The sequence below is a fragment of the Streptomyces synnematoformans genome (assembly GCF_039531005.1).
GTDB lineage: Bacteria > Actinomycetota > Actinomycetes > Streptomycetales > Streptomycetaceae > Streptomyces > Streptomyces synnematoformans.
In genome coordinates this window covers 1-9,468 of record NZ_BAAAPF010000277.1, presented here as the reverse complement: position 1 = coordinate 9,468, position 9,468 = coordinate 1, and the positions used below count along the sequence as shown (strand labels likewise).

The window sequence follows — 9,468 nt, the reverse complement described above, 5'->3', positions numbered from 1 at the left end:
CCGCACCCGAATCCCTGGCGGCCTGCAGCACCTTGCCGATGTCCAGGTAGCTCGTGGCCGGGGTGTCACCGCCCAGCGCGAACGCCTCGTCGGAGGCACGGACGTGCAGTGCATCCCGGTCCGGCGCGGCGTAGACGGCCACGCTCGCGATCCCGGCGTCCCGGCAGGCGCGGGCGACCCGGACGGCGATTTCGCCGCGGTTGGCGATGAGCACCTTGCGCACGTTGGCTCCCTTCTCGGAACACCGAGATTTTAGGTAATGGCGACACCTCTGCGCTGCGGGATCCCGGAGGTGAGCTTGCCCACACAGAGGATGGTCCGCGCCGCCGTACTCGGGCCCGAAGCCCTGAGTTCCCAAGGTACGCCGCTTCCGTGGCCGTGCGCGCGAAACCGGTGTGTGGCCAAGGTCTCGCGCCCGTTGAACAGACGGACGGGGCCTGCTTTTGTGGGAACCCTACGAAGGCGGGGCGGAAACTTTTCGGGTCGCGCTTCCGGCCGTGCTCCGTCGCGCACTCCTCGCGCGCCGGTTGCGTGCCCGTCGCGTGCCGACCGCGTGCCGGTTGCGTGTCCATGGTGCGCGAACCCCCTTGCCGCCCCCGACTACCCATCAGTAGCGTGAGAGCGCCTTCGGACCCGGTGAGGGGGTGCCGCCATGCGCAGAGCCGCCGCGGCGGCGGCCGGTGCCGCGCTGCTCGTGGAAGCGGTCGGGCTGGCCGTCGTGCACTTCATCCTGGGCACCGTCGTCGACCGCCAGGACATGTCCCTCGCCGGCCTCGACTCCGGCGTCATGTCCGGCTCCACGCGCGGGGCGGGCGTCGCCGTCGGGCTCTACCTGCTGTGCTGCGCGGCGGTCTCGCTGCGCGTCGCGGTACGGCACCGGGCCCCCGGGCGCGCCGGGCGGACCCTGCTGGTGAGCTGCGCGGTGCTGCACGCGGTGCTGGCGACGGTCGCCGTCGGGCTGGTGGGCTGGGCGGCGTTCGCGGGGCTGATGGCGGTGTTCGGGCTGATCGTGCTGATGCTGACCGACGAAGGCGCCGCCGTGCGGCGGCGCAGAGCCGACGGCGGCGGTGCGGAGCCGGCGCCGGCGGCCTGAGCCCCGCCGCCGGGGGTACGCGGGAGGGCGTTCCGGCGGCGTCACCCGCTCCGCGGGCCCGTCGCGCGGGTTCTGAGGAGGTCCACCACGTCGCTGAGCCCGACCTCGACGCGTCCGTGGACACGGGGGTTGAGCAGCGTCGTACCGTCGAAGTCCCCGGCGGAGGCAAAGAACGCGACGGGGATCGTCAACGCCTGGAAGAAGGCGAACAGCGGCCGCAGGGCGTGCTCCAGGACGAGCGCATGGTGGTCGCCGCCGCCCGTCGCGGCGAGCAGGACGGGCTTGTTGGCGAGCGCGTACTGTTCGACCAGGTCGAAGAAGTGCTTGAACATGCCCGGATAGGAGCCGCGGTACACCGGAGCGGCGGCGATGAGCAGGTCGGCATCCTCGACCAGGCGCAGCTTCGCCTCCAGCTCCGCCGGGGCCTGATCGCGTTCGACCGTGGTGGTGAACTCGGGTCCCAGGTGGTAGACGTCGACCTGGGACGTCTCTGTGGGGAGCATGTTTCCGAGCGTTTCCAGGATCACGCTGACGAGCCCCATCGTCCGGGACGGACGACTCGGGCTGCCGTTGACGACCACGACGCGCAGAACCGGGCCGGCGGGGCGTGCGTCAGGTGCGGTGCTGGTGCTGGTGCTGGTGCTGGTGCGGGTGCCGGTGTCGGTGCCGGGCAGGGTCTTCATGCCGCCTCTCCTTCCTGTGCGGCGACCTCGCGTCGCACGACGGGGGCGACCTCGGTGCCGAGGCGCTCGATCGCCTCAAGGTGCTCCTTCTGCGGCAGGCCGCCGAATCCCATCTGGAGGAGGGCGCGGTTCAGGCCGTACAGCTCGTGGTAGGTGAGAAGCTTGTCGATCAGCTCCTGAGGGCTGCCGACCAGCAGGCCGGCCGCCGGGGACGACTGCGCGTCGAACGCGGTTCGGGAGAGCGGGAAGCCGGCGCCGCGCTGATGGTTGTTCTCCCTCATCCCCGTGGCGAAGTAGGGGTACATGGTGTCCCGGGCGCTCTGGCTGGTCCGCCCGACGTACCCGTGCACGTTGATGCTGATCGGCAGTGCGTCCGCGTCGTGCCCGGACTGCGCTGCGGCTGCCCGGTAGAGCTCGACCGTCTGCTCGTGGTAGGTCATCGGGCCCAGTAGCAGGGCGAGGGCCATGGGCAGGCCGAGACGGCCGGTGCTGACGGCCGACGCGGGCGATCCTCCGACCCCGACCCAGACGGGGATGGTCCCGCCGTCGGCGCGGGGGGCGATGTCGGCGTCGTAGAGGGGCGGTCGGAAACGGCCCTGCCAGGTCAGCGGGTTCCGGTCGCGGATCTTGAGCAGGAGGTCGAGCTTCTCGCGGAACAGATCCGCGTAGTCCTTCAGGTCGTACCCGAACAGCGGGAAGGACTCGGTGTACGAGCCGCGCCCGGCGATGATCTCGGCGCGGCCGGCGGACAGCAGGTCGATCGTGGCGAACTGCTCCCAGACGCGTACGGGGTCTTCCGAGCTGAGTACGGTGACCGAGCTGGTCAGTTTGATGTTCGCGGTCTTCTCCGCGGCGGCGGCCAGCAGGACGGCCGGCGCCGATCCGACGAAGTCGGAGCGATGGTGCTCACCGACACCGAACACGTCGAGCCCGACCTGGTCGGCGACCTGGGCCTGCTCGATGGTCTCGCGGACGCGCTGCCGCGGCGAGGGGCGCGACCCGGTCGCCGGGTCCTCGGTGATCTCGCCGAAGGTCATGATGCCGATCTCGAATGACATGTCGTTCCTCTGCGTCGTGTCGCCGACGCCCTGCGTCCGGCGGCGGTGGTCTCCCCGGAGAAACCTATCTGCGCACGCAGCTATTCCCTCGCGGGTCGATGCGCTTCTGTCCCTGGGCATTCAGGGCCAGTGGAACGCGGTGCAGACGGCCTTCAGCCTCCACACCCTCAACCACGCCCACAACCGGGCCACGCACGACGGCTCTCACATCGACCCGGCGGGCTTTGCGCTGACCTCCGGCATCTGGGAGCCGTCGGAGGACTGGGAGCCGCCGGAGGGGGACAGCTGAGCCGGGAAGGCCCTGTACCTGCCTGCGCATGATGCGTGTGCAGGCAGGTAGATCGTTGGTTCCGACGACGCTCCACCGATAGCGTGCTGCACATGGCGACCGTAGAGCTGCGAGAACTTGAGTACCAGGCCTGGAACGGCTTCCTGGTCACCCACGATCGGATCTGGCGCGAGATCGAGGCCGGGATCGCCCCGCTGAACGTGAGCATGGCCGAGTACAGCGTGCTGGCCCTGCTGGGCCAGGCCGGTAGGAAGGGCATGCGGATGTCGGAGCTGGCCCAGCGGCGCCTGATGTCGACCGGCGGGTTCACCCGGCTAGCCGACCGGCTGGAGCACCGGGGCCTGATCGAGAGGCGGCCGTCGCCCGGAGACGGCCGTGGCTTCGAGGCCGTCCTCACCCGCGACGGGCGGGCCCTCCTGCGCAAGGCATGGCGCCAGCAGTACAGCGACCTGCACAGGCTCTTCTTCGACCGGCTCGATGACGAGCACCTGCGCAACCTCGCCGAAGTCTGGGCGCGGCTTGCGCCGGACGACGACGGTGCGCTGGAGGAGGGTGCCCCGTAGCCCTGTCTCGGGGCGGCGTTCCCACCCGGGGTCCGAGCAACACACCCGGACCCGGAGATCGGTGGTCAGACCCAGAGATCGGTGATCCGCACGCCCAGTTCCGCGAGCAGTCGCCGCAGCAGCGGCAGCGAGAGGCCGACGACGTTGCCGTGGTCGCCGTCGATGCCGTCGATGAACGCCGACGACCGGCCGTCGAGGGTGAACGCCCCCGCCACGTGCAGGGGTTCGCCGGTCGCGACGTACGCGGCGATCTCGGCGTCGCTCGGCTCCCCGAACCGCACCACCGTCCCGGCGGTCGCGCTCGCCCGCCGGCCCGACGCGGTGTCGATGACGCAGTGCCCGGTCTGCAGCACCCCCGACCGCCCCCGCATCGCCTTCCACCGCGCGGTGGCGTCCTCGGCGTCCACGGGCTTGCCCAGCGCCCTGCCGTCCAGCTCCAGCACCGAGTCGCAGCCGACGACCAGCGCGTCCGCCGCCTCGGGCCGCCCGGCGACGGCGCCGGCCTTCGCCTCGGCGAGCACGAGCGCGAGTTCCGCCGGGGTCGCGGCGGTGACGGAGTCCTCGTCGACGCCGCTGACGAGCACCTCGGGCGCGAGGCCCGCCTGCCGGAGCAGGCCGAGCCGCGCGGGGGACTGCGAGGCGAGCACGAGCGTACGGGCGGGACGCCCGGTGCCGGGATCCTGGGTCATGCGCGCCATCGTAGGCGGCGTCGGACACCGCTACGCAGCCGGTTTGTCAGAGCCGCGGCCTACCCTGGGGCGGGAGTGCGGGGAAGGGACGGCCTCGAACAGGCGGCCGCGTAGCGCGCCGGGGGCCGGGCCCGTAGCCCCAAGCGGGTGTCCGGCGTGGCCCCGCGGGAGATCGAGGGGCCCAGCTTCGAGGGGCCGGGGGCGCAAAACCTCGGGGGTCTGGGGCGTCGCCGCGGTCGGGGCCCGGGGCGTGGCTCCGTGCGGGGCTCGGGGCGCCGTCCCGCGGGGGTCCGGGGGGCGCAGCCCCGCGGGCGTAGCGCCCGCCGGGGGTCCGGGGCGCAGCCCCGTGCGGGCGGGGTCGGGGGCGTCGCCCCCCGTGGGGGTCCGGGGGGCAGCCCCGTGCGTGGACCCGCGGCGGCCTACGTCGGCAGTGCGTCGGGGCCCGCCGCGCCCAGCGTTATCGCCACCAGCGCCGCCAGCGCCAGCAGCCACCCGGCGCGGCGCAACTGCCGTTCGGCCGCGCGCAACTCCTCGTCGGGCTCGTCTGGAGGGTCGGACCACAGCATCTCCCGATGGTCCCGGCCCGGCGCCGGCCGCGCCTGAGTACGCGTACTCAGTTGTCCGCGCCGTACACCCGTTCCCGTACTCGCCGCGCTACCCGGGCCAGTACGTCGTACGCCACGCCTTCGGCCCCGGCCGCGGCGTCCGCCGGGCCGGTACCCGCCGCGCCGGGTCCGCCCACTCGCTGGCCGGCCCGCCCCGCGGGCCCGCCGCGGACGAGGCCGCCCGCGCCTGGACCACCGCCAGCGCCGCCGCCAGCTCCTCCGCCGTCGGGTTGCCCCGGACGACCTTGATCTCCTCGGACATCGGCCCTCCTCACACCGCCGCCACCACGGCGACCGCCCCGCCGCCTACAGCGGGATGTTCCCGTGCTTCTTCGGCGGCAGCGACTCCCGCTTGTTGCGCAGCACCCGCAGCCCCTTCGCCACCTGCCGCCGCGTCTCCGACGGCATGATGACGGCGTCCACATACCCGCGTTCGGCCGCCGCATACGGGTTCAGCAGCGCGTCCTCGTACTCCTGGATCAGCTCGGCGCGCCGCGTCTCCCGCTCCTGCTCGTCCCCGATGGCGGCGAGCGTGCGGCGGTAGAGGATGTTGACGGCGCCCTGCGCGCCCATGACGGCGATCTGCGCGGTCGGCCAGGCCAGGTTCAGGTCCGCGCCGAGGTGCTTGGAGCCCATGACGTCGTACGCGCCGCCGAACGCCTTGCGGGTGATCACCGTGATCAGCGGCACGGTGGCCTCGGCGTAGGCGTAGATCAGCTTGGCGCCGCGGCGGATGATGCCGTCGTACTCCTGGTCCGTGCCCGGCAGGAAGCCGGGGACGTCGACGAAGGTGAGCACGGGGACGTTGAAGGCGTCGCAGGTGCGCACGAAGCGGGCGGCCTTCTCGCTGGCCTTGATGTCCAGGCAGCCGGCGAACTGCATCGGCTGGTTGGCGACGATCCCGACCGGGTGGCCCTCGACCCGGCCGAAGCCGGTGACGATGTTCGGCGCGTACAGCGCCTGCGTCTCCAGGAACTCGCGGTCGTCCAGCACGTGCTCGATGGCGGTGTGCATGTCGTACGGCTGGTTCGCCGAGTCCGGGATGAGGGCGTCCAGCTCGCGGTCCTCGTCGGTGACCTCCGTCACGCCCTCCTCGGGGAAGGCGGGCGGGTCGCTGAGGTTGTTCGACGGCAGGTACGACAGCAGCGCCTTGACGAAGTCGAAGGCGTCCTTCTCGTCGCCCGCCATGTGGTGCGCGACGCCGGAGGTGGTGTTGTGCGTACGGGCGCCGCCCAGCTCCTCGAAGCCGACGTCCTCGCCGGTGACGGTCTTGATGACGTCGGGTCCTGTGATGAACATGTGCGACGTGCCGTCCACCATCACGGTGAAGTCCGTGATCGCCGGCGAGTACACCGCGCCGCCCGCGCACGGGCCGACGATGACGCTGATCTGCGGGACGACGCCGGAGCCGTGGACGTTGCGGCGGAAGATCTCCGCGAAGAGCCCGAGCGCGACGACGCCCTCCTGGATGCGCGCGCCGCCGCCGTCGTTGATGCCGATGACCGGACAGCCGGTCTTCATGGCGAAGTCCATCGCCTTGACGATCTTCTCGCCGTACACCTCGCCGAGGGAGCCGCCGAAGACGGTGAAGTCCTGCGAGTACACCACGACGGGCCGGCCGTCCACGGTCCCGTAGCCGGTGACGACGCCGTCGCCGTACGGGCGGTTGGCCTCGATGCCGAAGTTCGTCGAGCGGTGCCGGGCGAACTCGTCCAGCTCGGTGAACGACCCCTCGTCCAGCAGCAGGTCGACCCGCTCGCGCGCGGTCAGCTTGCCCTTCGCGTGCTGCTTCTCCACCGCGCGCGCCGATCCGGCGTGCGTGGCCTCCTCGATCCGCCGGCTCAGGTCGGCGATCCGGCCGGCCGTCGTGTGGATGTCCGCCGTCTCGGCGGGTGGCTCGTGCGCCTCGGCCATCGGGGTGCGGCTCCTGCTCGTCGGGGGAGGGACCTACCGCTACGTAGGCTATCGGCGCGGGGCCGCCGCACGGGTGCGGCGTTGGCCACATCCGCGGCGTGGCGCCGCCGCCTGCCGGGCGGGCGCCTGGCCGTAGGGTGGCGATATGAGTGCAGATCGGGGAAGCCGCTGGTCCGACCTCGACCGCCCGCCGCTCAACGCCGACGCGCTGCGCCGGGCGCTCGTACGGACCGGAGGGCTGTGGACGTCGCTCGACGTCGTCGAGGCCACCGGCTCCACGAACGCCGACCTCGCCGCGCGCGCCCGCGCGGGCGCGGCCGAGGGCGCGGTGCTGGTCGCGGAGGAGCAGACGGCCGGGCGCGGCCGGCTGGACCGCGGCTGGTCGGCGCCGGCCAGATCCGGCCTCTTCCTCTCCGTGCTGCTGCGCCCCGAGGGCGTGCCGGTGCACCGCTGGGGCTGGCTGCCGCTGCTCGCCGGCGTCGCGGTGGCGACCGCGCTGCCCCGGGCCGCGGGCGTGGACACGGCGCTGAAGTGGCCCAACGACGTGCTCGTGACCGTCGAGGGCGAGGAGCGCAAGGCGGGCGGCATCCTCGTGGAGCGGGTCGACGCCGCGGGCGAGGCGGTGGTCCTCGGCATCGGCGTCAACGTCACGCTGCGCGCGGACGAGCTGCCCGTGCCGCAGGCCGGCTCGCTGGCGCTGGCGGGCGCGAAGGTCACCGACCGGGACCCGCTGCTGCGCGCGCTGCTGCGGTCGCTGGAGCGCTGGTACGGCAGCTGGCGCACCGCCGGCGGCGACCCGGCCGGCGCCCGGCTGCAGGAGACGTACGCGGCGGGCTGCGCGACGCTCGGCCGGCAGGTCCGCGCGGAGCTGCCGGGCGGCGCCTCGGTCACCGGGGAGGCCGTCGCGGTGGACGGCGACGGACGGCTGGTCCTGGCCACGGCGGCGGGGCTGCAGGAGCCGGTGGGCGCGGGGGACGTGGTGCACCTGCGGCCCGCGGCCGAAGCGGAGTGAGCTGGGCCACATTTCCCGTATCGTTGAGGCCGCAGGGTCGGTGGCCGGGAAACGGACGGGGGGAGGGGGCAGCCGGTGAGTGAGGTTGCGGGCTCCTCCGGTGCGGAAGAGCCGGAAGAGCCGGAAGGCCGGGAACGTACGGAAGGTGAGGAAGGCGACGAAGGCACCGAAGGTGCCGGGGGCGCGGAAGGTGCCGTACGGGCGGAAGGGCCGGAGGGCGACGAGGACCCCATCGCGCTCCGCATCGAGCAGCTGGTCCTGGGCTCGGAGCGGCGCTACACCCCCTTCCAGGCCGCGCGGGCTGCGGGCGTGCCGATGGAGCTGGCGGCCCGCTTCTGGCGCGCCATGGGCTTCGCCGACATCGGCCAGGCCAAGGCGCTCACCGAGGCCGACGTCCTCGCGCTGCGCCGGCTGGCGGGCCTGGTGGAGGCCGGGCTGCTCAGCGAGGCCATGGCCGTGCAGGTGGCGCGCTCCACCGGGCAGACGACGGCCCGGCTGGCGGACTGGCAGATCGACTCCTTCCTCGAAGGGCTCACCGAGCCGCAGGAGGGCATGTCCCGCACCGAGATCGCGTACCCGCTGGTCGAGCTGCTGCTGCCGGAGCTGGAGGAGTTCCTCGTCTACGTCTGGCGCCGGCAGCTGGCCGCGGCCACCGGCCGGGTCGTGCAGGCGCAGGACGACGACGAGATGGTCGACCGCCGCCTCGCGGTGGGCTTCGCCGACCTGGTCGGCTTCACCCGGCTGACCCGGCGTCTGGAGGAGGAGGAGCTGGGCGAGCTGGTCGAGGCGTTCGAGACGACCGCCGCCGACCTGGTCGCCGCCCACGGCGGCCGGCTCATCAAGACCCTGGGCGACGAGGTGCTGTTCGCCGCCGACGAGGCGGGCACGGCGGCGGAGATCAGCGTCCGGCTGATCGAGACACTGGCCCACGACGAGACGATGCCGGAGCTGCGGGTGGGCATCGCCTTCGGCACGGTGACGACGCGCATGGGCGACGTGTTCGGCACGACGGTGAACCTGGCGTCGCGGCTGACGTCGATCGCGCCGAAGGACACGGTGCTGGTGGACGGCGACTTCGCGGAGGAACTGATAGGGGACGGCGACGCCCCGGAGTCGGAGGCGGAGGCCACGGCGGCGGAGAAGGCGGCGGCGGAGGGCGGCACGGGGGAGGCGGCCCCGTCGTACCGCTTCGCGCTGCAGCCGATGTGGCAGCGGCCGGTGCGCGGCCTGGGCGTGGTGGAGCCGTGGCTGCTGAGCCGGAGGACCTGACGGCTCCGGGCCGCACCCCCGGCCTCACCCGGCCCGCCCAGCAGTACGTTGACGGCGACGCGTTCGACGTTGCGGTCGGCGACTGACTCACGCGCGTGCAAACGCCGCCCGCTCAGACAACGAGGACAGGTACGTGCAGCCATCGCGGGGCAGGAGACGTCCGTGCACGGCGCGGTGTGGGCCGACGGCGGCTGCGCGAGTGACGTTCTCTCAACGCGGTTCGTTGGCGACCCTCACATCCGGGATCTCAGCACGTCGACCTCACAGCCCGGCGCGAACGGGTCGAAGCCGTG

The 9,468-nt window shown here is 73.1% G+C and carries 12 protein-coding genes; 5 read left to right on the top strand and 7 right to left on the bottom strand.

Annotation, left to right across the window (positions count from 1 at the left end):
* A partial coding sequence (locus ABD317_RS28900; protein ID WP_344293496.1) for a biotin carboxylase N-terminal domain-containing protein occupies nucleotides 1-223 on the bottom strand: 223 nt, incomplete at its 3' end.
* Between the two features lie 429 nt (nucleotides 224-652).
* Here ABD317_RS28900 and ABD317_RS28895 point away from each other — a divergent pair.
* Nucleotides 653-1,093 (top strand): hypothetical protein, encoded by a 441-nt coding sequence (locus tag ABD317_RS28895; RefSeq protein ID WP_344293494.1) that lies wholly within the window; start codon nucleotides 653-655, stop codon nucleotides 1,091-1,093.
* Nucleotides 1,094-1,134: 41 nt separating this feature from the next.
* On the opposite strand, the gene ABD317_RS28890 is transcribed toward ABD317_RS28895, so the two are convergent.
* Both ABD317_RS28890 and ABD317_RS28885 read right to left on the bottom strand, forming a co-directional pair.
* The gene (locus ABD317_RS28890; RefSeq protein WP_344293492.1) at nucleotides 1,135-1,776 is read right to left on the bottom strand and encodes an NAD(P)H-dependent oxidoreductase; all 642 of its coding nucleotides are present in this window, start codon (nucleotides 1,774-1,776) and stop codon (nucleotides 1,135-1,137) included.
* Complete coding sequence (locus ABD317_RS28885) at nucleotides 1,773-2,834, bottom strand: LLM class flavin-dependent oxidoreductase (RefSeq protein WP_344293490.1); 1,062 nt, start codon at nucleotides 2,832-2,834, stop codon at nucleotides 1,773-1,775. The genes ABD317_RS28890 and ABD317_RS28885 overlap by 4 nt, the downstream gene beginning before the upstream one ends.
* Nucleotides 2,835-2,973: 139 nt before the next feature.
* Between ABD317_RS28885 and ABD317_RS28880 the strand changes: the two genes are divergently transcribed.
* Entirely contained in the window at nucleotides 2,974-3,123 is a 150-nt protein-coding gene (locus tag ABD317_RS28880) for a hypothetical protein (RefSeq protein WP_344293488.1), read from the top strand.
* Nucleotides 3,124-3,215: 92 nt separating this feature from the next.
* Nucleotides 3,216-3,686 carry a MarR family winged helix-turn-helix transcriptional regulator gene (locus ABD317_RS28875; protein WP_344293486.1) on the top strand — a complete coding sequence of 157 codons (471 nt, stop codon included), beginning with the start codon at nucleotides 3,216-3,218 and terminating at the stop codon, nucleotides 3,684-3,686.
* Nucleotides 3,687-3,751: 65 nt separating this feature from the next.
* Here ABD317_RS28875 and ABD317_RS28870 read toward each other — a convergent pair whose 3' ends face one another.
* The 4 genes from ABD317_RS28870 to ABD317_RS28855 form a co-directional block, all read right to left on the bottom strand.
* Nucleotides 3,752-4,384 carry a Maf family protein gene (locus ABD317_RS28870; RefSeq protein WP_425582459.1) on the bottom strand — a complete coding sequence of 211 codons (633 nt, stop codon included), beginning with the start codon at nucleotides 4,382-4,384 and terminating at the stop codon, nucleotides 3,752-3,754.
* 410 nt (nucleotides 4,385-4,794) lie between these two features.
* Nucleotides 4,795-4,941, bottom strand: a complete 147-nt coding sequence (mmpB, locus tag ABD317_RS28865; RefSeq protein WP_199789081.1) for a morphogenic membrane protein MmpB — start codon at nucleotides 4,939-4,941, stop codon at nucleotides 4,795-4,797.
* 88 nt (nucleotides 4,942-5,029) lie between these two features.
* A complete protein-coding gene (locus ABD317_RS28860) occupies nucleotides 5,030-5,242 on the bottom strand; it encodes an acyl-CoA carboxylase epsilon subunit (RefSeq protein WP_344293482.1) in 213 nt (70 codons plus the stop codon).
* A gap of 44 nt (nucleotides 5,243-5,286) precedes the next feature.
* On the bottom strand, nucleotides 5,287-6,894 hold the full coding sequence (locus ABD317_RS28855; RefSeq protein WP_344293480.1) for an acyl-CoA carboxylase subunit beta: 1,608 nt from the start codon (nucleotides 6,892-6,894) through the stop codon (nucleotides 5,287-5,289).
* A 145-nt stretch (nucleotides 6,895-7,039) separates the two neighbouring features.
* Between ABD317_RS28855 and ABD317_RS28850 the strand changes: the two genes are divergently transcribed.
* Both ABD317_RS28850 and ABD317_RS28845 read left to right on the top strand, forming a co-directional pair.
* Nucleotides 7,040-7,906: a biotin--[acetyl-CoA-carboxylase] ligase gene (locus ABD317_RS28850; RefSeq protein WP_027756877.1), complete on the top strand. Its 867-nt coding sequence runs from the start codon at nucleotides 7,040-7,042 to the stop codon at nucleotides 7,904-7,906.
* 75 nt (nucleotides 7,907-7,981) lie between these two features.
* Nucleotides 7,982-9,175 (top strand): adenylate/guanylate cyclase domain-containing protein, encoded by a 1,194-nt coding sequence (locus tag ABD317_RS28845; protein ID WP_344293478.1) that lies wholly within the window; start codon nucleotides 7,982-7,984, stop codon nucleotides 9,173-9,175.
* Nucleotides 9,176-9,468 lie beyond the last annotated feature (293 nt).

What these genes read in the sequence shown, in the direction of transcription:
- ABD317_RS28895 (WP_344293494.1), top strand. Translation starts at nt 653, where the DNA reads ATGCGCAGAGCCGCCGCGGCGGCGGCCGGTGCCGCGCTGCTCGTGGAA.
- ABD317_RS28890 (WP_344293492.1), bottom strand. Translation starts at nt 1,776, where the DNA reads ATGAAGACCCTGCCCGGCACCGACACCGGCACCCGCACCAGCACCAGC.
- ABD317_RS28885 (WP_344293490.1), bottom strand. Translation starts at nt 2,834, where the DNA reads ATGTCATTCGAGATCGGCATCATGACCTTCGGCGAGATCACCGAGGAC.
- ABD317_RS28875 (WP_344293486.1), top strand. Translation starts at nt 3,216, where the DNA reads ATGGCGACCGTAGAGCTGCGAGAACTTGAGTACCAGGCCTGGAACGGC.
- ABD317_RS28870 (WP_425582459.1), bottom strand. Translation starts at nt 4,384, where the DNA reads ATGGCGCGCATGACCCAGGATCCCGGCACCGGGCGTCCCGCCCGTACG.
- mmpB (WP_199789081.1), bottom strand. Translation starts at nt 4,941, where the DNA reads ATGCTGTGGTCCGACCCTCCAGACGAGCCCGACGAGGAGTTGCGCGCG.
- ABD317_RS28860 (WP_344293482.1), bottom strand. Translation starts at nt 5,242, where the DNA reads ATGTCCGAGGAGATCAAGGTCGTCCGGGGCAACCCGACGGCGGAGGAG.
- ABD317_RS28855 (WP_344293480.1), bottom strand. Translation starts at nt 6,894, where the DNA reads ATGGCCGAGGCGCACGAGCCACCCGCCGAGACGGCGGACATCCACACG.
- ABD317_RS28850 (WP_027756877.1), top strand. Translation starts at nt 7,040, where the DNA reads ATGAGTGCAGATCGGGGAAGCCGCTGGTCCGACCTCGACCGCCCGCCG.